We start from the raw sequence: 19,293 nt of genomic DNA on the forward strand, positions 1-19,293 counted from the left end.
TTTTCCTTATTGGGCTCTTTCTCAGTCTCCCCCAGTGTTAAGCTGCGTCGCTATGTCGTGCGAGAAACTCAGCTAGGATGACTCGCACTTGATCCATTTTATCCTTGTTGTTGGCTTTCCATCGTTTGAAGTTTTCCTGATCGCTACAGTATGACCTCAACGTACTCGATGCCACGTCTGTCAGGGAGGCAATCTTTTCGAATTGTTGATAATCGTGAGCCCGGAGGTCCAGGAGTTTGTTCGTTGTGACATTTCCCCTGGACCCAGTTGGCTCGTTTGCTGGCGTGTTGTGAGTGACGGCTCGTAGCCCATTCATTTCCGAGCCACGGTCGGCTGCAGTGTTACTATCGTTCGACTGTTCTGCGGGATCGGTCTCTGGGTCTTCCCACCCAAGCGGGTAGTTATCGGCTTTCGTGTGGTAGTAGTTGACGAGCGTGTGAGCGGTATAGTCCAGTTCCTGAGCAAGCTCCTCGCAAGCGTCGTGGATAGTTATCCCTTCTTTGTCCCGCAAATCATTCACTGTTTCCCGCAAGCTTTTCACTGTTTCGATCATTCCTGACGCATCGAGATCGTCTGGTTCTTCGTCTTCTTCGGACACGGCTCCATCTGTTTCCGCTAGCCCGTCGTTCTCGATGTTGGTCGCGATCTGGGTGAAGGTCAGGACTTTCCCCCTCCGATCCACATACTGGGAAGTGAAGTCGACGACCGCACAATCCTCAGTGCCCTCGGCCTTTAGCCCGCGTAAGCCGCGGCCAATCATCTGTTGGTACAACTCAGGGCTGAATGTGGGCCGGACCATGAAGAGACAATCCGTCTTCGGCAGATCGATTCCCTCAGCCAACATCAGGACCGATATGAGCATCCGCGACTCAGACGAGTCAGAGTCCTTGAACCAGATCAGGTTCTTGCGACTTTCTGTCGTCAGCCCACTGTGGGCCACTCTCACGCTGTCATCTTTAGCGAAATACGTGCTCTTTAGCGTCTCCGCATGGTCGATCGTAACTGCGAAGCAGAGGATACGTTGTCGTTGGCCTCTATATTCCTGCCATGCCCTTGCGACCTCCATGTTTACGTTGTCGTTGTTGAATTCCCTGATTCGTGTCAAAAGCTCTCTCTCATTGCGCTCAGGCTTGGCATCTGGCTGACTGATGACAAAAGTATGATTTGTTGGCCGGCGCTTCGTTAGCTCTCGGTTGAACCGACTGAGAAACCCATCTCGTATAAGAGCTTCCTTTGAGACGTTGTTGCCGAACATAGTCTCGGCCCAGTATTTGCCGAATCCACGCTTTTCTGGTGCCAGCGGTGTTGCCGTGAGACCAAGCCGTGGAATGCTCTGATCGCTGCAGTACTTAGACAGCTTACGATACCATGTGGACCGGGGGTGGAACCGATGGCATTCATCAATGACCGTCAAATCGAAATGATTCTGCCGATTGTGTCTGAGAAGGTGCGGCAGCATTCCTTGCGTACAGAAGACAACCTGGCAAAACTTGCTTCGGCAGAACTCTTTCCGGTCTCTGATGCTTGACTCATCTTCTATATGCTGAGGTACAAACCACGCTGCTGGGGGTATAGCGCCATTGATCTGATCACGAATGCTCAACCAGCTTTGCCGAAGCAGCTCGACTCGATGACAAACCCAGAGGATGCGTGCTTGAGGTTTTTGCTCCAGTAACCTGCGGATAACCTCAGCCGCCACCAGCGTCTTGCCTGCCCCCGTTGGCAACTTGACGATTCTGCCTAAGTCGGCATCTTTTTCTGTTTTCAGCCAAGCCATCACTTGCTTGATGATATCTTCTTGGAAAGGCCAGGGTCTGCGCGGACCCTCTGTAGTCTCAGCTTCAGAGAGTGGTGTTTCCTCATCCAGTTCCTCTTCTTCTCCATCGTCGAGCGTGTCGGCTATTGCCTGGGCGATGGTGCTTCTTGTCTTAATGGCCTTCTTGTTTTGTTCGGTCTTTTCCCAAAGTCTGTCAAACTCATCTGCCATTCGATCGTAGTCGGCAGGGGCTACTTGGGAGAAACACTCGATGTTGTCGCCTAGTGAGGGTTTGGTGAGGTTGAAGGAGCCGAGCAATGCCACTTTCTGCTTTCGGTAGAGGATGACCTTGGCATGGTTTCCAGGCAGGTGATGCCAGGCGCTTCCTATTTGCTCTATTGGTTTAATTGCTGATTCATAAATCAGCTGGGTCAGTATTCGAACGCGATGCGACTGGGAGATTTTAAGCCGATGCTTCAACGCCTCCCATCCAGCTTTTGTGACCACGAAGCTGAGAATATCCACGCACTCGTCCGGCTCAGCCGGTAGCAGAGGGAGCTTGGCGCCGCGATCAAACATCGCTTTCATCTTGTCACCCCGTGAAATGATTGACTATCGCTTGGCGGACGACGGTGGCAAAATCGCCGGGTGTCAGCGTTTTGAATCAGACAACTGTTCATTAACCGACTTCGCATACCGTCTCGGGCGAGTGTACCCTTGGAAGCCTGCCAGGACACGGATAAATAGCTTTCCTGCCTGATCAAGACTGATGTAGTCGAACTGAATGGTGATGTCTAATTGCCGGGAAACGAAACGGGGACATTCTACATTTACAAGCCTCGTATCGCCCCGCGGGTGTCGGGCAACACGTGACGGGGAGCGAGGCGGTCCTCTTCTCCGGTGAGTGGACCGTGGGCACGTTGGTATGCGGAGTCGGGTGAGGGGTGAGAAGTGAAGCGCGCGTCCGCTATCGTCGCGCGCGGTCAGGGGAGGGGGCGTGGTGCGCGCTCGTGGCAATCTCGACCAACTCGCCAATGTTCTTCGCGCAACGTCCGCAGCAGCCGTTTCCTTTGAGTTTGAATTTTGCTTTGAGAGAGCAGGGAGTCACATGGCCGGCCCGGCCGGCTTCACGGACATCCGATTCAGTAATCCCGTTGCAGAGGCACACGTACATGGGAACCTCCATGAACGATTATGATAACCATTCTCAGTATATGGTCAACGGGGGATTCTGTCAAGCCTGTTCCTGTGAGCCAGGAGTAGGGCGTTTCGCTGTCCTGAGGTGGCCGCTTTATCAGGAAAGGGTCGTTTCCAGTTGGACGACCATTTCACGGATCGTATCGAATCCTGATTGCCAGAAGGCTTCGGCGGTCATGTCGACGCCCACTTTGGCCAGGATATCCCGGGGAGCTTCAGATCCCCCGGTCTCCAGGAGTTCAAGGTATTTGGGAACGAAGGCCGCGCCCTGTTCCTTGTACATGCGGTACAAGGCCAGCACGAGCAGATTGCCGAAGCTGTAGGCATAGCAATAGAACGGGCTGGCGAAGATGTGGGGGATGCTCAGCCATTCCCACTGGAATTCATTCGGGACTTTGACGGCCTTGCCGAACTGCTGGCGGAGTTCGCCCAGGTAGGCCTTTGCCAGCTGGTCACCCGTGGCGCCTTCTCCCACCATTTGGTGCGCAAGTTTTTCAAAGCGGACGAAATAGGCCTGACGCAAGACCGTCGCATAGATATCATCGAGCTGGCCGATCAGCAGTCCCTGGCGAACGGCCTTGTTGCGCTCCTGAGACATCAGCGCATCGGAGAGAATCCGTTCACCGAAGACCGAGGCGGTTTCCGCGAGCGGAAGCGTCGAGTGGAAGGTAAAGACGGAGTGATCCTTGGCCATCATGCCATGGACGGCATGTCCCAGCTCATGAGCCATGGTGGCGATGTCGCGGGCTTCGCCGGTGTAGTTCAGCATCACAAAGGGCGTCATGCCGGGGACGACGCTGTAGCAGTAGGCGCCGCCGAGTTTCCCTGAACGGGTCGGGCCGTCGATGTGCCGGTCTGTGAAGACCTGCTCTGCCAGATCGGCCAGGCGGGGTGAGAATCCGCGATAGGCCTCCAGCACCATCTTTGCCGCGTCCGCATACTTGTACTTCTTAGCCTCGGTGCGGTGGGGCGCATAGAGGTGATAGCGGTTCATCGGCGTGATCTTGCAGATCTTGGCTTTCAGTTTGAAGTAGGTTTGAAAGATGTCGGCGTTTTTGGCGCAGGCTGAGAGCAACACGTTGACGGCCTGGTCGGGCACATCGTTGCCGAGGTTGCGCGTGGCAATGGGAGAACCAAAGTGGCGAAGTCCGAGGTTTTCCGACTTCCAGTCGTTCACGAGTGTTTTGTAGATTTCGCCGAGCAGGTCGCGCTGGCTTGAAAACACCCGGTAGAGTTCTTGATAGGCCGCCTGCCGCACGGAGGCTTTCTGGCTGCGCATGTAGGCCATCAACCCCTCGCGGTTCATCGTCTTCTTCTTTCCGCCGACCGTCAGGGTAAAGGTGAATCCATTGGTGACGATGTCGTAGAGCGTGTGGATCGCGCTGCGTCCGGTCACATTTTTCAGATTGACGATTTTCTCTTCAGGCTCGGACAGGGTGTGCGGCTTGAACCGACGGATAGTTTCCAGGTGATAACGCAGGTCGCCGGCATCGGCCATCAGGCGGGCGGCATTGGTGTCATCGACGCTCTGCCACCAGAGTTCAAAGAACAGGAGACGGTTGCTGAGAGCGGTCAGCCGTTCCTCGACCTGTGTCTTGAACGAGCGGGCCGCGTCGTCTTTGGTGTTTTCTGAAAACCAGAGATAGGCAAAGGCGCCCAATCTGGATGAGCCTTGCGCGATGGCCTCGCTGCACCGCAGTAAGGCGAGAAGATCCTGGTTGGGCATCGCCGGCGAAAGCCCAGGCCGGGCGGCTTCGATCTGTACCACTTTCGCTTCCAACTCGGCCAGGAGCGCCTCAAGCTGGCGCGTGGGATTCTTGACGAGATAGGTCAGGTCCCATTTATCCGAAAACGTCTTGGGTTTGGGTTGGCGCGATGAGGAAGCGGTTCGCGTAGAGAGTCTGCCGGCCATCGTCTTCTCCTTCGTGAAGCAGGGGTGAATGAGCCAGGATCATACCATTGGAGGCTGGTCACGCGCGGAGAAAAAGAGGGAGATGATCTGGCCAGCGTTGCGTTGACAGCGGTCCGACGGGATGTGAAAATCCCGATGGAAAGGATTCGAGCATGACCGATCAAGAACTCAATCGGGCGATCCAATATGTGACGGCCAGCACCTCCTATGCGCGGGAGATTGTGGCGGGCATTATCAATACAGGGCTGGGCGAATTGTCGGCCATCGCCTCGCAGTCGACCAGACAGTTTGAACGAGCGACGTTGTTGGAGTATGTGACTCAATGGGCCATCAAGCGCACAGGGCAACCTGAGCCGATGGTTCGGGAAGTGCTCGGCTGTGCCAGCCGGTGGTTGGATGAGGTGTATGAAGAGGTGGCGAAGCGTCAACCGGAGGCATTAGGGCTGGCGTCCAATGATGATGAGGGGACGGAAGCGGTGTGAGCCATGGCACGGTTTCGACCTCGAAAAACGTTCAAGCTGGTCACCCATCTTCGGGAAGGCCATCAGGCCCCGCTGCCCGTCTGGAAGCGGGAAGAACAAGAGCTGTCCCGCGATCTTGAAGAACGCTGTTCGACGGTTCAGCAGCATTGCGGCGACGAAGCCAGTCATCTTCGCTTAGGCCGCCTCGTCCCTCGCCTTACCCACTACGATTACGGTGTCAGAGAGTCCGCGCTGGCTGAACTGGAGCTGGCCACGCAGCTGATTCGTGTCGGTGCGCGGGTGAATTTTCTGCCGGAGTCGCAGGCGCGAACGGCCGATTTGGAATGTTATCTGGGTCGGGAGCGTTTCTTTGTCGAAGCGACCGCCATGGTGGGATCCGCCGAGCGCCGGCAGATGCCGGTTCGGGGGCTGGCTGAGATCGATGTGCAAGGCGACGAGGAGGATCGGGGCGTCATCCTGATCCATCGCATTCTCGCGCGCATCAGGCAGAAGGCGAAGCAGTTGGCCGACTACTGCGATCCGGTGGTCCTCTGTATCTCCGTCCCCCGTGCGGACCTGTTGGGAGACAAGACGAGCCGCCATGAAGAAATCCGGCTGGACATCAAAGCGCTGGCCGGTTCAGTGACGGTACTCTTGACGACGCTGCGGCATCTCAGTGCCGTCATGATTGCCCTGTGGGATGTCGAGCCCTTGCCGTCAAAGGCTGGTACGAGACTGGCCAATGTCGATCTCGTTGAACGATCGAAGCGGCAGCGAGGCTATCCACGCATCCGCATGCTGGTGCAGAATCCGGGTGCCTCAATCTTGTTGATGGAACGACAATACGAGGCGTTTCGAAGCATTTTGTAATGTTGTGGGCGCAGGCCCATTGGCGAAGGGCTGAGGGTGTCAGGATCAGGTCTGCAGCATCCTTGACTAGGCGCCAACTCCAGGCGTACAGTTTTGGCGTAGAAGTAGGATGCCTGTTAGAAGGGAAGTGGTCATGGTGAAACTGAATGTGTCCATCGACGAGCAAGTTCGGGAAGAGCTGTTTCGGCTAGTGCCTCCTCGCCGTCGAAGCCAAGTGGTCAATGAAGCCCTTCGCAAGGAGTTGCTGAGCCGGAAGCGGCAGAATGCGACCGACGCCATTCACCGGCTGAGAAAACGCAGCGCGACGCTGAGCGGAGAGGAAATTACTGCTGCGGTGCGGCGAGATCGGGCAAGGGCGGAGCGATGATAGTGGTGCCCGATGCGTCGGTCATCCTTAAGTGGGTGTTGGAAAAAGAAAATGAGCCGGATCAGGCGCAATCCAGGCGGCTTCAGGATGCGGTGTTGGCTGATCGAGTTGAAATCAAACTCCCGGCCTTGTGGCGGTACGAAGTCGGGAATGTGCTGGGGCTAAAGCAGCCGACTTTGGCGATGGAGCTGATGAGTGCGCTATTGGCCTATGACTTTGAGGAAGTTCCGCTGGAAGCGGAGTATGCCTTCGCCACACTGGAGCATATGCGGGAGGTGAAGGGGGTGACGTTCTACGATTCGGCCTACCATGTGCTGGCGATGCGTACGAAAGGGCTGTATCTCACGGCCGACGCGGCCTATGTGAAACGGGCCAAGCGCAAAGGCCACATCGCACTTCTCTCAGAGTGGGATGGCCCATCCTCACGACGATAAGTTTCTGGTCGAAGGCCGTTCTCCATTCTGCTCAGGGACAAAACAACAGGTAAGATTCGTTGGCTCGGTGATAGTGCTCCGATCTCGTGTGGCAGCTCAGTGCCGTCATGATTGCCTTGTGGGATGTGAAGCCACTGCCGTCGAAGGCAGGGACGAGACTGGCCAACGTCGATCTCGTTGAACGACCGAAGCGGCAACGAGGCTATCCCCGTGTCCGGATGCTGGTGCAGAATCCCGGTGTGCTGTCGCCGCTCACAGAGTTACAGGAAGAGACCTTTCGGCAGGTGCTCTAAGCGGTCAGGCGGGAAGCGAGCTCTTCAGCATTTCCAGATTCTTCGTCACCATCGCATCGCCGTTTTTGGTCGACACGTCGATGCCGGTGACCGACACCGCGCGACATTCGTCGATCCGGCCGAGTTTGTGCAGCGACTGTGCGAGGGCATAGTAGGCGGCAGAATAGGTCGGCTTCACTGTGACGCATTGCTGCAAGGCCTCGGCCGCTTCCTCGAAGTTTCCGTCTTCCATATAGGCTTTCCCGAGACCGAACCAGGCCACCTCGTCAGTCGGTTCAATCGCGAGCACTCTCTTCAGCGGTTCAATGCGGGGATTGGGCATGGGGCTCCTCCAGTTCCTTTGACGATAGCAGCGGCGGGCGCTCGTTGTCTATGCCGATTCCTGCGTGCTACGATTCGGCAGGACGCTGAAAATGTCTGCCAGCTTCGTTCTCGCGTCGCTCAAGGCCTCAACGTGCTAGAAGTACGCCTCGGCTTCTCGCTTGCTGCGGCCTTGCTGGACAGTCATTTTGAGCGCCCTGCGAAGCCTTTAAGTAAGATGGAGCATGTGTGGGCAAGACCGGACTCGTCTACGATCCGCGGTACCTCGAACACGACATGGGGATGGGCCATCCCGAGTCGCCGAACCGGCTGCGCGCGATTGTCCGGCAACTGGAACTGAGCGGCACGATGGCGCAGCTGACGCGGATCGAGCCGCGCATGGCCGAAGATGAATGGATCACGAAGGTGCACACGGCAGCCTACCTTGCGTCGCTGAAGCAGCACGCCCCTGCGAACGGGCGCGTGCCGCTCGATCCCGATACGTCCATGTCTCCCGGTTCGCTGACCGCCGCCTATCTGGCGGCCGGAGGCGCGCTGGCCGCGGTCGATGCGATGATGGCGAAGCAGGTCGAGCATGTCTTTTGCGCGGTGCGGCCTCCGGGACACCATGCCGAAGCCAATCGCGCGATGGGGTTTTGTCTGTTGAACAATGTGGCCATCGCGGCGCGCTATGTCCAGAAGAAGCATGGCCTCTCCCGAGTGCTGATCGTCGATTGGGACGTGCATCACGGCAATGGCACGCAACACAGTTTTGAAGACGATCCCTCGGTCCTGTTTTTCAGCACCCATCAATTTCCGCACTACCCCGGTACGGGTCGCGAATCGGAGCGAGGCCGGGGCGCAGGGGAAGGCTACACGATCAACGTGCCGATGGAAGCGGGAGAGGGGGACGACGAGTATCGTGCCATCTTCCACAAGGTGCTGGTGCCGGCGGCGGAGGAGTTTAAGCCAGACTTCGTGATGATCTCAGCCGGATTCGATGCGCATAAAGACGATCCGCTTGCCAGTATGGGATTGACCGAGGCGGGTTATGCGGAGTTGACCGGTATCGTGGCCGGTATTGCCAGGACGTACGCGCAGGGGCGCATTCTTTCGTCTCTCGAAGGGGGATACAATCTCACGGCTCTGGCGGCCTCGGTGGACGCCCACGTGCGCGGGTTGTTGGCATCATGACGCGGCTGGTGAAAATCGGGTTGGGCGTCGTCGGTCTGGCCGCTGCGATCTACGTCTACTACACCGAGATCAAGCCCGTCGTGATATTCGGTTTGCGCGATGAGTATGCGCATGCGATTCCGTTTCAGAAAGTGCCCGAGGGTTTGACGAGTCTAAGCGCCGAATCGTGCGGACAGTGCCATCGCGAGATTTATGACGAGTGGAAGACCAGCATCCATGCCAAGGCGTATGAAGATCCGTTTTTTCAGGCTTACTGGAAGAAAGACAAGAACATCTGGGTTTGCCTGAACTGCCACACGCCGCTGGAAAATCAGCAGCCGACCTTGGTGAAGGAAATCCCGCGCGGCCGCGTGGAAAAGGCGGTGCAGGAGCCTAACCCGCACTATGATCCCGCCTATCAAAAGGAGTCGGTCACCTGCGCCGCCTGCCATGTGCGCGACGGGGTGATCTATGGTCCCTTCGAAGATTCTGCCGCGCCGCATCCCACGAAGTTCGATCCGAACTTCCGGACGACCCAGGTCTGTCAGCGCTGTCACAATGTCGTCTCAGGTCCCGCCCAGTTTTACAATGTAGGCCCTTGCGGGACCTATGCCGAGTACGAAGGCAAGTTCTTCATGCAGGAGCGGGGCTTCATTTGCCAGAGCTGCCACATGCCCGAGGTGACTCGCCCGGTGGCGCCGGATAGCCCCATTCGCCATGGCCGCCGGCATCTGTGGCGGGGCGGGCATGATCCGGACATGATTCAACGGGCGGTGGCGATCGAGGTCAAGACGGACACCCCGCAACCCAAACCAGGGGACGAAATCGCCGTTACGCTGAACCTGATCAATGCCGGCGCGGGCCACAAGATCCCGACCGGCGATCCCGACCGGCACTTTACTATCGAGTTTTCCGTCGAGGACGCGCAGAAGAACGTGTTGGACCAACAGAAATCGACCATGGGGCGCTGGATTCTCTGGCAGCCGGCCATTCTCGAACTGTACGACAACCGGCTCCTGCCTCTGGCGAGCCGGGAGTACAGTTTTGCCTATCGTATCCCCCCTAAATCAGAGGGCTTGATTCTCAAGGCGCGGGTGCAGTACCACATTCTGACGGACGGGCAGCACGAGATGCTCCGGACCAAGTATGGGCTGACGGGGAACGATCCCTATCGGTTCGTGATCTACGAACGGGAGTTTCCTCTTTCTGAAAAACTGGCAGCAGCCTTGGATCGGGAGAATCGTCAGCAGACCGCATTGAGTCGTCCAGTAGAAGAAACGAGTTGCAAGGTGAAGGCTGCGAGCTGATCCTGTACGAACAAAGGAACCACATGACACACCCTTTATTGATGGATACGGAAACCTTGCAACAGCGGCTCGGGCAGCCGGGATTGGTGATTGTCGATGTCCGGGGAAAGTCGGCCTATGAATTCGGCGGCCACATTCCCGGTGCCGTGCATTCGACCTGGCACGAATACAGCGATCCGAATGCGATTCCGAAAGGGCTTCTGAATCCCGATCTCGCGCAGATCGAGCGGCAGCTCTCGGCGTTGGGGATCAGCAACGACAGCGAAGTGGTCATCTACTCCAATCCCTTCGACAATTGGGGCGATGAAGGGCGCATGTTCTGGATGCTGGAATATCTCGGGCATCAGAACTTGAAGGTGCTCGACGGCGGCTGGGTCAAGTGGACGGCGGAGAAGCGCCCCTTCGGTCATGGCCGTGAAACGCCGAAGCCGGGCACGTTCAAAGCCAAGCCGGTGAAGAGCGTTGCGATGACCAAGGATGAGTTAAAGCTCATCGTCCGTCAGGCGCATCCGCAGACGGCCGTCCTGGATGCGCGCAGCCTGGAGGAGTATCTCGGCAAGGAAGTGTCGGGGATTCCGCGTCCCGGGCATATCCCTTCGGCCATCCATGTCGCGTGGAACACGTTTCTCAACAAGGACGCGACGATCAAGGATTTCGTCGCCATCAAGGATTCCCTGCAGGACAAGGGGATACAGGATTCCCAGGAGATCGTCTGCTATTGCACCGGCGGTGTCCGATCGGCCTGGCTCTATTTCATTCTGAAGCTCGTGGGCTATCAGAATGTCCGCAACTATCCGGGGTCCTGGTGGGAGTGGAGCCGGGATTTCGCCTGTCCGGTAGAGAAAGACATACAAGGCTTACAGAAAATTCTGGGGTTCAACGAGTCGGCGCGACCTTCTTGACAGTCAAAAAAGCGCTGTGTAAGGTGAATTCATGAGCGCACGATTTTTATGCACTGATCTGTGCAATCCTATCTAACCCTGAGGGAGGCCACTATGACAATCTCTATTCGTCGCAGCCTGGTGATGTTGGCGGCAGTGAGTGCGTTCGTTGTCGGTCCGGTGATGACCGGTCTGGCGTTGGCCGATAACAAGCATGTGGCAGAGGCCGTCGAGCATGCGAAAGAAGCTGCGGCCCATGGCAAGCAAGGCCATGCCGATGCCCTGGTGCAGCATGCCGAGGGCGCTCTCAAACATGCCGAGGCGGCCGGTGTGAAGAATCCGCACTTGGACGAAGGCATCAAGCATCTTAAGGAAGCCGTCGAGCACGGGAAGGCTGGTCACGCCGATGTGGCCACGCAGCACGCCGAAGGTGCCGTCACGCATTTGTCGGAAGTGAAGTAACGCATCGACAGCACAGATTTGCCGGCTGTCAGTTGACAGCCGGGGTATTCGGAGCGGGCAGGGGGCAACAACCCTGCCCGTTCTTGCTTGAGCGGGAGAGAGCGCAGTGCGCGTCGGGTATTACCAATATGAGCCGGAATTCGGCAAGGTCGCGAAGAACCTGGAGGTGATTCGTGCCAAGCTGGAACAGACCGAGGCCGACCTCATGGTCCTGCCGGAGCTCTGTGCATCGGGGTATCAGTTTGTGTCGGCCGAGGAGGCACTGACGCTATCCGAGCCGGTGCCGGATGGACCGACGACGAAGATGCTCGTGGAAGTGGCCAAGCGCCGACGCATGCATATTGTAGCCGGCTTGCCGGAGCGGGCAGGGGCGCACTGTTATAATTCGGCGGTGGTCGTCGGGCCGTCAGGATTGCTCGGCTGCTATCGAAAGAGCCATCTGTTTTTTGAAGAGACGCTCTGCTTTGCCCCCGGAGATACCGGCTTTCACGTCTGGGATATCGGGTCCGCCAAGATCGGCGTCATGATCTGCTTCGATTGGTACTTCCCAGAATCTGCGCGGACTCTGGCCCTCATGGGAGCCGACATCATCTGCCATCCCTCCAATTTGGTCTTGCCGAATTGTCCGGACTCCATGCCGGTGCGTTGCTTGGAGAATCGCATCTTCGCCGTCACGTGCAATCGCATCGGAACCGAAGCGCGCGGCGGGAAAGATGCCCTCACCTTTATCGGCAATAGCGAGGTTGTCAGTTCCCGTGGCGTCATCCTGCAGCGCGCGTCGCGCGACCGTGAAGAACTGGCCGTGGTGGACATCGATCCGACCGAGGCGCGGAGCAAGGCGCTCACCCGCTACAACGATCTGCTCGGCGATCGCCGTCCCGCTCTCTATCACAAGTAGGAATCCCTCGTCGAACGCGGGCCGTCGCTGAACGGCCGTTCTCAACGTAGGCTTGCGCCATGCACGCGAGCACGGTAGGATCTTCTTATGGATATGGAACTCGGTAAGGGCATTTTCCTCGTGGCGACGCCCCAACTGCGCGATCCGAATTTCCGCCAGACCGTGGTCTTACTCTGTGAACATGGGGATGAAGGCGCGCTCGGTGTCGTGGTCAATCGGCCGACCGCCATGTCTATCTCGGAAGCGCTCCCGCAGGTGCCCATCATCGAAGGGGCGAGTCATGTGCTCTATGCCGGGGGGCCCGTGCAGACGAATCACGTCATGCTGCTATACCGGGTCGACCAGCTGCCGGAAAATTCCCACCATGTGTTTGACGGGGTGTGCCTCGGCGGAGATATGGGCGTGGTCGAACGGATCCTCACCGGCCCGACGACCAAAGATTCCTTTCGCGCCTATCTCGGGTACTCGGGCTGGGGCCCTGGCCAGTTGGAGTCGGAGATGAAGACCGGTTCCTGGATTACTTTGCCCGCCGATTCCAAGATCGTGTTTGAGAAAGATCCCGCGCAGGTGTGGCAGGAAATTCTGCTGAACCTGGGCGATGCATACAAGCACTACGCAGATATGCCGTTCGACCCCTCCTGGAACTAGCCAGGCTAGGGGCGAGAGGCACGAGGCGATAGGTTGCGAGAATGTCTTTTTCCTCCTCTTGCCTCTAGCCTCACACCCCGCGCCATGATTCTTAGATAACTCCATTGAAGCCTGTCGGCGGCAGTGTTAGGCTGCCTGCATGGGATGCCTTCCCCGTTCTCCTGTTGCAGTTGGTCGGGTCATAAGACTGATCAGTCTCTTCGTGGCAGCACTCCTCTCTCCCCACTGCGGAGTCGGGTACACCGTCTATAAATCAGAATCGAAGTTGGATCGGCTGGCCGTGCCGATGACCAAGGCGCAAGTGCTCGACGAGATCGGTCGGCCTGATCGCGTCTTGCGGGACGATGGCCGGATGCTCGTCTGGGAATATTCCCTAACAACCCGCAATCAATGGCTTTATGAGCTCGGTCTCTGTCCGATCTCCGTCTGGATCGGCGGTTGTGTGATCTACCCCTTTACCAATATCGCCATGGAACGTCAGCGCGAGTATCCCCAGCATGTCGTGCTGGTGAATGAAGAGCTGTGTACGTGGGGTCCCCCGGTTGCCATCTTGCAGCGACGAAAGTCGTGTGAGGTGGCCGGCGTACCGCACGGCCGCACAGATGGCCGTACAGGCCGGCCTGAACCGGTCGTGACCGGGCTGGGGCCGATCAATCGGGAGACCATCGACCGCTACCGTACCATGGCGGTCATGTTGTTCGAAGACGGGCCGAATGCGCCGGGCTCCGGCTCGCGCGTGGCGGGGATTGTGACCACGTTGTTATTGGATCTTGATATGAACATGGTCGAGCGGTCCAAGCTCGACGAAGTGTTGAAGGAACAGGTGATTCAGCTGACTCATGCCGACGATGCCAATGTCTTGAAGGTCGGGAAGCTCGTCGGAGCCCACGCGATCATCGTCGGCGGCGTGCAGCAATGGGAGCAGCACGAGCAGGCGCGCACGAGCAGCGTGTCGCTGTCGTTGCGGATGATCGACGTCGAGACCGGACAGCTCCTGTTCAACGGCGAAGGCCATTTGACCGACCCCACACGGGACGATGCGGAGAGTGCGGCGCGGCTGATCGTGCATCGCATCCTGGCGCGATTCGGTTCCCAGACCGGGCTTTTGGGGTCGGGGCGCATCGGTGTGAATTGGGAGCTGCTCGAATCGGGCGGCTCCCGCTACTATGCGGTGCGAGAATTGCGCAGCGGTCTTCCGGCGGAGAAAGCCGGACTGCATGTCGGAGATGAAGTTGTCGGCTGTAACGGTTCTTCACTTGCGGGGGTGAAATCAGAACGCGAAGCCAAGCGGCTCTGCCAGATCGAGGCGGGGCAGTCCTTGAAGCTTGATATCCGCCGTGCCGGCTCACCACTCGAACTTGGCATCGTGGCGGAACCGAGACCGGGGCTATAGACCAGTGAGCAAGAAGACTGAGGCAAACCGAGGGCGGAGACCTAAAGCATATAGTCAAGCCGATCGCCTTGCCCGGATGATGCGGACTCTGGCGAGCCGAGCCGTGACCATTAATGGTCTGGCTGACGAATTCGGGATTACCCGACGGCAGGTGTATCGTGACCTGACTGAAATTGAGAAAGAAGGACACCCCCTCGAACAGTCCGTTGGATCAGGCGAGAAGACGTGGCAATTGCCTCTTGGTTACAGAGGGCTCCCGCAAATTGCCATCACCCAGCATGAACTCATGTCGCTGCATTTAGCCAAGGAACATCTGGCCTATTTGAACGGCACGCCGTTTGCGGATGACCTCGACCGGGTAATTGAAAAAGTCGAGGCGGGGCTTCCCGCCAAAGTCGTCAATCATCTGGAGCGAATCAGCCGTGTGTTCGCCCCAGTGCAGGGCCCGAAGCGCTCATACGCAAAGCAGAGTACGGTGCTGAATAATCTCAGGAAAGCACTGCTCTTGCAGCGTACCGTAATTCTGCGCCATCAAACGCCGGATCACGACGAGCCGGTTTCGCATCGCATCGACCCCTATGTGCTTGTGTTGTATCAGTATGGCCTCTATGTGATGGGATATTCGCATCGGGCTGGGGCGCAGCGCCTGTTTGCCGTCGAGCGAATTCGCCGTGTTCAAGTCACAGAAGAAGGTTTCGATATGCCGTCAGTTCCCTCGTGGGAGAAGATGTTTCGTAACAACTTTGGTTTGATTGACGAGCCACCCAAGACCGTCCGTATCTGGTTTAGCCAAGATGTGGCCTACCTGCTCAATGAACGCCAATGGCATCCGACCCAATCGCTCACGCAGCAAAACGATAAGTCCGTCATCGTCACTTTCCAGGCCGGTGGATTGGACGAGATTGCAACCTGGGTACTATCCTGGGGTGCTGACGCCAAGGTCCTCGACCCGCCTGAACTGGTTAAAGACGTCACATCCAAACTTGCTCGCGCCAGAATTCGTTACGCTGACTAGCCGGTTCTCATCAATCCCAGCGCAAACCCAACCGTGTGACTTTTCCTGTCACGCCCTCATGCGAGACTCCCGACACACACAGAGGAGGGGGTTATGAGCGAAGGATTGTATTGGAATCAGCAGACGCAGGCGTTCCTGTCCGCGCATCCCTACGAGGAAGGGTGGAAAGTGTATACCTATACTGAGGAAGTCGCCGAGAGGCTCTTCTTGCGATTTCTCCCGGATTACTTGCGGGATAATGGATCTGCATCGATCAAACGGCGTGAAATCTCAAGGGTGATATGATCGAGACTCCAGGGAAGTGTCACACCGTGGAGTGCGGTGTGCAGTGGGATATGAAGAACGAACTGAATGCCGCAAGCTGGAAAGGTCAGATCCACATCGAATGGGAACAGCAGCCGATTCATGTCTTCGCATTCACGGTCTCATGTGGGCACGGATGGAGGGACATCTTTATGCTAGCCACAAAGTCCAACTCAGCTATGAGAACGCTCCATCAAACGCTTGCCCGCTACGCCAGCACGGTGCGAATGAAGTCGGCAGCTCGCGAAATTTACGTTGTGAATGGAGAGGACATTCAGATTAGGCCTGTGTTGTGGGACGAGGTGCTGTTGCCTCCTGGATTTCTTGAGGATATTCGTTCAAACGTAGTGGGATTCTTTCGTAGCGGGGAGCTGTACCACAAACTGGGACTCCCATATCGCAGAGGATTTTTATTTACGGGTCCTCCAGGATGTGGCAAAACGGCCACGCTCATAGCATTGGCTACGAACATACCGGCCAAGTTTATTACCGTGCATGGGCGGTTTGATGTAAGAGACGACCACATTGAACAAGCTCTGTACGTAGCAAATAAGCACGCACCGGCGGTAATTCTGCTTGAAGATCTGGATAAACTGATTGCTTCCGAAAAGATCTCCCTCGCGCATTTGCTGAACATGCTTGATGGACTGAAGGATGCGAACGGCGTGCTGATCATCGCGACGTCGAATGAGCCGCAAAAGCTTGATCCCGCGTTGCTGCATCGGCCCAGCAGATTCGATCGTATCTGGAGATTCCCTCTGCCTCGGTACGAGCAGCGGCTTGCGTTGCTAGGCCAGCTGTCTGGAGACCGGTTCTCGGAGCAGGCCTTGCGAGAAGTCGCTCGACAGTCGGAAGGGCTCTCAATGGCCTATGTGCAGGAAATTGTGGTGAATGCTGTGCTGCGATGTGTCGAGGATGGCGTAGTGCCGGACGATGAAACGCTCCAAAGGAGTATGGAGGCGATGCGCGCTCAACGGAAGTCCGCCTCAAAAGACGACGAATCGCTGATTGAGCGGGAAAGCGTCGGGTTTTTCCAGCCGGTGTAACTCTGGGTGTTGTCTGAGGGTCAACATGGCGTGGTGGATCCTCATTCTTCAAGTGGTATCCGGGGGAGATGCGTTGACCCAAGCAACATTGAACATGTCGCTGAAAGAGGCGCTGCAGGAATATGTTGTCTGTAGGAAGGAGTACGCTGAGTATAAGCCGGAGTTCGATAAAGCTTTGGAGAGAGAGAATCTTTTTCAGCAGGACGATGAACTAGAAGCAATACGTCTTCGTGTCTTGGCCAAGTGCCGAGTGAAGCCATAATCCTCCATGCATGTACAGTTGATGTATAAAAAGTAAGCCGCTATCCTAGCGAGGTGGTTATTGACTTGTATCCTGGAGTATCTGTGAAGATGGAAGAAGTCGACAACTTATTCCGAGATATCCGGATCATCCTAGGCGAAGAGTATTGCAATAATAATGTCGGCAGCATTTTCTATTCTGGGGTACAGGCGCTTCAGGAGGGACCGTTTTATTTGATGGGGTGGAACCCCGGTGGCGATCCGAAAAAGACCGACACAACGATTGCCAAATCATTAAATCGCTGGCTTGACTATCCACCAAACTGGTCTGAGTACACACATGAGCGATGGAAGACTCCTGCAGAGCCTATTCAGGTCGAAGGGCCTCTCGACCTGAAGGAAATGACCCAGCATCAGAGAAATGTGGTTTACTTTTGCCACACAGTGTTAAAGCAAGATGTAAGACGGGTCTTTTCGGCAAACGCCGTATCCCTACGAACGCCGAAGGGGGAGCAGCTTCCTAAAGATGTGGCGATGGGGAAGTGGTGGGAGTTACACAGGCTTCTAATGTCACATGTCCGTCCAAAAGTACTGATATGTTTGGGGCATGATCCTAAGCCTTCGGCTTCTTCATTCGCTCTAGTTCAGAAGTGGCTTGATATTAAAGTACAGCCCGAGAAGCAACCCTGTGGTCAGAAAGGGAAAAGCCAAGTGGTTGTGAGATATTTTCCTGAGCCCATTCTCATCAGGCTCAAGGATGGCCTGGAGCCAATAGAGTGTGCTGTTATAGGAATTCCTCATCCAAGTTTCCATTGGTACCCCAGGCTAGAGCGATTTGCAGATAGCATTCATCGTGTGCTGAAAGCATTGCATCGTGACCACTTGATGGGTTCGCACGAAATACCTCAATTTATCGAGGGAACTCCTGATCATTAAATATCCGTCTGAAACATTTTTTCAGGCAACCCGCTCCCTCCGCTTCTCAAATAAACAAACCCCCTTTATGCCGCGCATATCTTTCATCGCCCGCTTCGGTATTGCGATCTTTTCATTCCGTGACTTTCTCTGTCACACCTCAGTGTTAACCTTTCTTGCGACGGTATTAAAGAGGAAGCGCAATGGGTTGCATAAATCTCAGCGACATGAGCCAGTTCCTTGAGGAATTACGGCGAGATCGCCTAATTGTCGAGAGACGCCTGGTTCGGATGGTCGAAGTCGAGAATGAAGGATTTTGGTGTTCTGAAGTCCGGCGTAAGCACCTGATCGTAACGGCTCGGGTAGGGCAGGACATCTTGCGGCTCGATCAGTTTTATAGCCCGCCATCTGGTAACGAAGAGCATGACAGTCTATTGGCTCAGGCAATGTCGAGCCATCTCGCTCAGCTTCAGGAGGCATGTCAGGAATTAGGGATCGAGATCCGACACGGCGTCTTAGAGGAAGGTGTAGCTGTCGGATGACCAAGGTATGCTGTCCTGATCTGCTGCGAAAGCATAGAACTCGCCAGGGTGCCCCAGCTGGTTCTGCTCACCTAGCCGTCGCTCGCAATCAGTATTCCCCGAACAAATTGAACGTGTGACTTAGTCTGTCCCAGGTGTATGCGAGACTCCTTTCTCAGAAGAAAAGGAGACAGAACATGCTTAGCAGACGTGCTCTATTCAGGATGATTGCTGCGGTCGGATTCGGCTCTATCTTCAGGACAAAGGCAGTCAACGCGCCTCCATTGTTGTCGGGCCGCAACACGAACAGAATGTCTGACGCTTCTTGCCCCGAAAACTCGCTCGTCGAGGTACCTCAAGGGCTTGATGCCCATCTGCGGGCGCTCATGCAATGGGAAGAACTGCGGTGTGGCCTCGACGGCGCGGAACTTGTGAGGCGCTATACCTTGCTGGATGAGGTCACGGAACGGATGCTTCCGCCTGAGCGCTTAAGAGGCCGGTGTCCTTTTTGCCCTACACGCTTTGACTCGTTTCTTGTCTATTACGACACCAATTCATTTTACTGTGAGGAATGTGAAGCTGAGGGGACGATTGTAGATTTTTACGCCAGGATGGAAGGTATTCCTTATAGAGAAGCGCTGTCTCACTTGCTAAACCTTCTTGACTCGAACCAGTTAAAAGGGCGGTTTAGGTAGTCAGTGTCTGTGTCAGAAATCGCCCAGTGTGTGACGCCGCTATCTTCGCCACCTGCTCCGGTCTGCCTTCTGCCACGATCTGCCTGCCTGCCGCTCCGTCTTCCGGTCCTAAGTCGATCACCCAGTCGGCTGATTTGATGACATCCAGGTTATGTTCCACGACGACCAGGGTGTTGCCCGCGTTGACGAGCTTGTGCAAGATAGCG

The 19,293-nt window shown here is 56.3% G+C and carries 23 protein-coding genes; 18 read left to right on the plus strand and 5 right to left on the minus strand.

Annotated elements, in window-relative coordinates; translation table 11 throughout:
* Positions 1-37: 37 nt before the first annotated feature.
* The 3 genes from Q8N04_05960 to Q8N04_05970 form a co-directional block, all read right to left on the minus strand.
* The gene (locus Q8N04_05960) at positions 38-2,344 is read right to left on the minus strand and encodes a DEAD/DEAH box helicase family protein (GenBank protein MDP3090203.1); all 2,307 of its coding nucleotides are present in this window, start codon (positions 2,342-2,344) and stop codon (positions 38-40) included.
* Between the two features lie 379 nt (positions 2,345-2,723).
* Positions 2,724-2,930 carry a (2Fe-2S)-binding protein gene (locus Q8N04_05965; GenBank protein MDP3090204.1) on the minus strand — a complete coding sequence of 69 codons (207 nt, stop codon included), beginning with the start codon at positions 2,928-2,930 and terminating at the stop codon, positions 2,724-2,726.
* A 120-nt stretch (positions 2,931-3,050) separates the two neighbouring features.
* Positions 3,051-4,865, minus strand: a complete 1,815-nt coding sequence (locus tag Q8N04_05970) for a M3 family oligoendopeptidase (GenBank protein ID MDP3090205.1) — start codon at positions 4,863-4,865, stop codon at positions 3,051-3,053.
* Positions 4,866-5,017: 152 nt separating this feature from the next.
* Between Q8N04_05970 and Q8N04_05975 the strand changes: the two genes are divergently transcribed.
* From Q8N04_05975 to Q8N04_05995, 5 genes are all read left to right on the plus strand, one after another.
* Positions 5,018-5,347: a hypothetical protein gene (locus tag Q8N04_05975; GenBank protein MDP3090206.1), complete on the plus strand. Its 330-nt coding sequence runs from the start codon at positions 5,018-5,020 to the stop codon at positions 5,345-5,347.
* 3 nt (positions 5,348-5,350) lie between these two features.
* Positions 5,351-6,196: a hypothetical protein gene (locus tag Q8N04_05980; GenBank protein ID MDP3090207.1), complete on the plus strand. Its 846-nt coding sequence runs from the start codon at positions 5,351-5,353 to the stop codon at positions 6,194-6,196.
* Positions 6,197-6,329: 133 nt separating this feature from the next.
* Positions 6,330-6,563, plus strand: a complete 234-nt coding sequence (locus Q8N04_05985) for a hypothetical protein (GenBank protein ID MDP3090208.1) — start codon at positions 6,330-6,332, stop codon at positions 6,561-6,563.
* On the plus strand, positions 6,560-6,997 hold the full coding sequence (locus tag Q8N04_05990) for a type II toxin-antitoxin system VapC family toxin (protein MDP3090209.1): 438 nt from the start codon (positions 6,560-6,562) through the stop codon (positions 6,995-6,997). The genes Q8N04_05985 and Q8N04_05990 overlap by 4 nt, the downstream gene beginning before the upstream one ends.
* Positions 6,998-7,083: 86 nt before the next feature.
* On the plus strand, positions 7,084-7,290 hold the full coding sequence (locus tag Q8N04_05995) for a hypothetical protein (GenBank protein ID MDP3090210.1): 207 nt from the start codon (positions 7,084-7,086) through the stop codon (positions 7,288-7,290).
* Positions 7,291-7,294: 4 nt separating this feature from the next.
* Here Q8N04_05995 and Q8N04_06000 read toward each other — a convergent pair whose 3' ends face one another.
* Positions 7,295-7,612 carry a tetratricopeptide repeat protein gene (locus tag Q8N04_06000; protein MDP3090211.1) on the minus strand — a complete coding sequence of 106 codons (318 nt, stop codon included), beginning with the start codon at positions 7,610-7,612 and terminating at the stop codon, positions 7,295-7,297.
* Positions 7,613-7,839: 227 nt separating this feature from the next.
* Here Q8N04_06000 and Q8N04_06005 point away from each other — a divergent pair, with 227 nt between their 5' ends.
* The 13 genes from Q8N04_06005 to Q8N04_06065 all read left to right on the plus strand — a co-directional run bounded on the left by Q8N04_06005 (position 7,840) and on the right by Q8N04_06065 (position 19,087).
* Positions 7,840-8,784 (plus strand): histone deacetylase, encoded by a 945-nt coding sequence (locus tag Q8N04_06005; protein ID MDP3090212.1) that lies wholly within the window; start codon positions 7,840-7,842, stop codon positions 8,782-8,784.
* Entirely contained in the window at positions 8,781-10,070 is a 1,290-nt protein-coding gene (locus Q8N04_06010) for a multiheme c-type cytochrome (GenBank protein ID MDP3090213.1), read from the plus strand. Before Q8N04_06005 ends, Q8N04_06010 begins: the two co-directional genes overlap by 4 nt.
* Positions 10,071-10,093: 23 nt before the next feature.
* Entirely contained in the window at positions 10,094-10,972 is an 879-nt protein-coding gene (locus tag Q8N04_06015; GenBank protein ID MDP3090214.1) for a sulfurtransferase, read from the plus strand.
* Between the two features lie 93 nt (positions 10,973-11,065).
* Positions 11,066-11,413, plus strand: a complete 348-nt coding sequence (gene smbP / locus Q8N04_06020; protein ID MDP3090215.1) for a small metal-binding protein SmbP — start codon at positions 11,066-11,068, stop codon at positions 11,411-11,413.
* 106 nt (positions 11,414-11,519) lie between these two features.
* Positions 11,520-12,311 carry a nitrilase-related carbon-nitrogen hydrolase gene (locus Q8N04_06025; GenBank protein MDP3090216.1) on the plus strand — a complete coding sequence of 264 codons (792 nt, stop codon included), beginning with the start codon at positions 11,520-11,522 and terminating at the stop codon, positions 12,309-12,311.
* Positions 12,312-12,398: 87 nt separating this feature from the next.
* The gene (locus tag Q8N04_06030; protein ID MDP3090217.1) at positions 12,399-12,959 is read left to right on the plus strand and encodes a YqgE/AlgH family protein; all 561 of its coding nucleotides are present in this window, start codon (positions 12,399-12,401) and stop codon (positions 12,957-12,959) included.
* Between the two features lie 202 nt (positions 12,960-13,161).
* Entirely contained in the window at positions 13,162-14,352 is a 1,191-nt protein-coding gene (locus tag Q8N04_06035) for a CsgG/HfaB family protein (GenBank protein ID MDP3090218.1), read from the plus strand.
* 79 nt (positions 14,353-14,431) lie between these two features.
* Positions 14,432-15,367: a transcriptional regulator gene (locus Q8N04_06040; protein ID MDP3090219.1), complete on the plus strand. Its 936-nt coding sequence runs from the start codon at positions 14,432-14,434 to the stop codon at positions 15,365-15,367.
* 93 nt (positions 15,368-15,460) lie between these two features.
* Positions 15,461-15,652, plus strand: a complete 192-nt coding sequence (locus Q8N04_06045; GenBank protein MDP3090220.1) for a hypothetical protein — start codon at positions 15,461-15,463, stop codon at positions 15,650-15,652.
* Between the two features lie 50 nt (positions 15,653-15,702).
* Positions 15,703-16,716, plus strand: a complete 1,014-nt coding sequence (locus Q8N04_06050) for an ATP-binding protein (protein MDP3090221.1) — start codon at positions 15,703-15,705, stop codon at positions 16,714-16,716.
* A gap of 25 nt (positions 16,717-16,741) precedes the next feature.
* Positions 16,742-16,978: a hypothetical protein gene (locus Q8N04_06055; GenBank protein ID MDP3090222.1), complete on the plus strand. Its 237-nt coding sequence runs from the start codon at positions 16,742-16,744 to the stop codon at positions 16,976-16,978.
* A gap of 83 nt (positions 16,979-17,061) precedes the next feature.
* Positions 17,062-17,892 (plus strand): hypothetical protein, encoded by an 831-nt coding sequence (locus tag Q8N04_06060; protein MDP3090223.1) that lies wholly within the window; start codon positions 17,062-17,064, stop codon positions 17,890-17,892.
* Positions 17,893-18,589: 697 nt separating this feature from the next.
* The gene (locus Q8N04_06065; protein MDP3090224.1) at positions 18,590-19,087 is read left to right on the plus strand and encodes a CHC2 zinc finger domain-containing protein; all 498 of its coding nucleotides are present in this window, start codon (positions 18,590-18,592) and stop codon (positions 19,085-19,087) included.
* On the opposite strand, the gene Q8N04_06070 is transcribed toward Q8N04_06065, so the two are convergent.
* Positions 19,080-19,286, minus strand: a complete 207-nt coding sequence (locus Q8N04_06070; GenBank protein ID MDP3090225.1) for a hypothetical protein — start codon at positions 19,284-19,286, stop codon at positions 19,080-19,082. The genes Q8N04_06065 and Q8N04_06070 overlap by 8 nt on opposite strands.
* Positions 19,287-19,293 lie beyond the last annotated feature (7 nt).

The sequence above is a fragment of the Nitrospira sp. genome (assembly GCA_030692565.1).
Taxonomy (GTDB): Bacteria; Nitrospirota; Nitrospiria; order Nitrospirales; family Nitrospiraceae; genus Nitrospira_D.

Coding starts and splice junctions, on each gene's coding strand:
- Q8N04_05960 (MDP3090203.1), bottom strand. CDS start 2,344: ATGAAAGCGATGTTTGATCGCGGCGCCAAGCTCCCTCTGCTACCGGCT.
- Q8N04_05965 (MDP3090204.1), bottom strand. CDS start 2,930: ATGTACGTGTGCCTCTGCAACGGGATTACTGAATCGGATGTCCGTGAA.
- Q8N04_05970 (MDP3090205.1), bottom strand. CDS start 4,865: ATGGCCGGCAGACTCTCTACGCGAACCGCTTCCTCATCGCGCCAACCC.
- Q8N04_05975 (MDP3090206.1), top strand. CDS start 5,018: ATGACCGATCAAGAACTCAATCGGGCGATCCAATATGTGACGGCCAGC.
- Q8N04_05980 (MDP3090207.1), top strand. CDS start 5,351: ATGGCACGGTTTCGACCTCGAAAAACGTTCAAGCTGGTCACCCATCTT.
- Q8N04_05985 (MDP3090208.1), top strand. CDS start 6,330: ATGGTGAAACTGAATGTGTCCATCGACGAGCAAGTTCGGGAAGAGCTG.
- Q8N04_05990 (MDP3090209.1), top strand. CDS start 6,560: ATGATAGTGGTGCCCGATGCGTCGGTCATCCTTAAGTGGGTGTTGGAA.
- Q8N04_06000 (MDP3090211.1), bottom strand. CDS start 7,612: ATGCCCAATCCCCGCATTGAACCGCTGAAGAGAGTGCTCGCGATTGAA.
- Q8N04_06010 (MDP3090213.1), top strand. CDS start 8,781: ATGACGCGGCTGGTGAAAATCGGGTTGGGCGTCGTCGGTCTGGCCGCT.
- Q8N04_06015 (MDP3090214.1), top strand. CDS start 10,094: ATGACACACCCTTTATTGATGGATACGGAAACCTTGCAACAGCGGCTC.
- smbP (MDP3090215.1), top strand. CDS start 11,066: ATGACAATCTCTATTCGTCGCAGCCTGGTGATGTTGGCGGCAGTGAGT.
- Q8N04_06030 (MDP3090217.1), top strand. CDS start 12,399: ATGGATATGGAACTCGGTAAGGGCATTTTCCTCGTGGCGACGCCCCAA.
- Q8N04_06040 (MDP3090219.1), top strand. CDS start 14,432: ATGCGGACTCTGGCGAGCCGAGCCGTGACCATTAATGGTCTGGCTGAC.
- Q8N04_06045 (MDP3090220.1), top strand. CDS start 15,461: ATGAGCGAAGGATTGTATTGGAATCAGCAGACGCAGGCGTTCCTGTCC.
- Q8N04_06050 (MDP3090221.1), top strand. CDS start 15,703: ATGAAGAACGAACTGAATGCCGCAAGCTGGAAAGGTCAGATCCACATC.
- Q8N04_06055 (MDP3090222.1), top strand. CDS start 16,742: ATGGCGTGGTGGATCCTCATTCTTCAAGTGGTATCCGGGGGAGATGCG.
- Q8N04_06065 (MDP3090224.1), top strand. CDS start 18,590: ATGCTTAGCAGACGTGCTCTATTCAGGATGATTGCTGCGGTCGGATTC.